Here is a 323-nt window from a genome sequence, read left to right on the forward strand (position 1 = left end):
GGAAATCCTTCGGATTGCTGATGCCGGCGGGTTTCTCGATCTTCTCCAGTTCCTCGTTGAGCGCCACGCGGTTGAGGATTTCGCCCGTTTCCGGATCGCGGTATTCCTGGTCCTGGATCCAGAAGTCGGCGTACAGCACGTAGCGATCGAAGATGTTCTGACCGTACTCGCTGTAGGACTCGAGGTAAGCGGTCTGGATTTCCTTGCCGATGAACTCGATATAGCGCGGCGCCAGGTATTCCTTGAGGAAGCGCAGATAGCGCTCGCGGGTTTCGGCCTGGAATTGTTCCTGTTCGATCTGCTGTTCCAGCACGTACAACAGG

Annotated in this window: 1 pseudogene; it reads right to left on the reverse strand. The window is 56.3% G+C overall.

What is annotated here, in order from left to right:
• Positions 1-323, reverse strand: a pseudogene (locus AC0L3B_RS38940) (PrkA family serine protein kinase); the annotation flags it as partial.

The organism is Bradyrhizobium sp. Kon56, assembly GCF_055807635.1.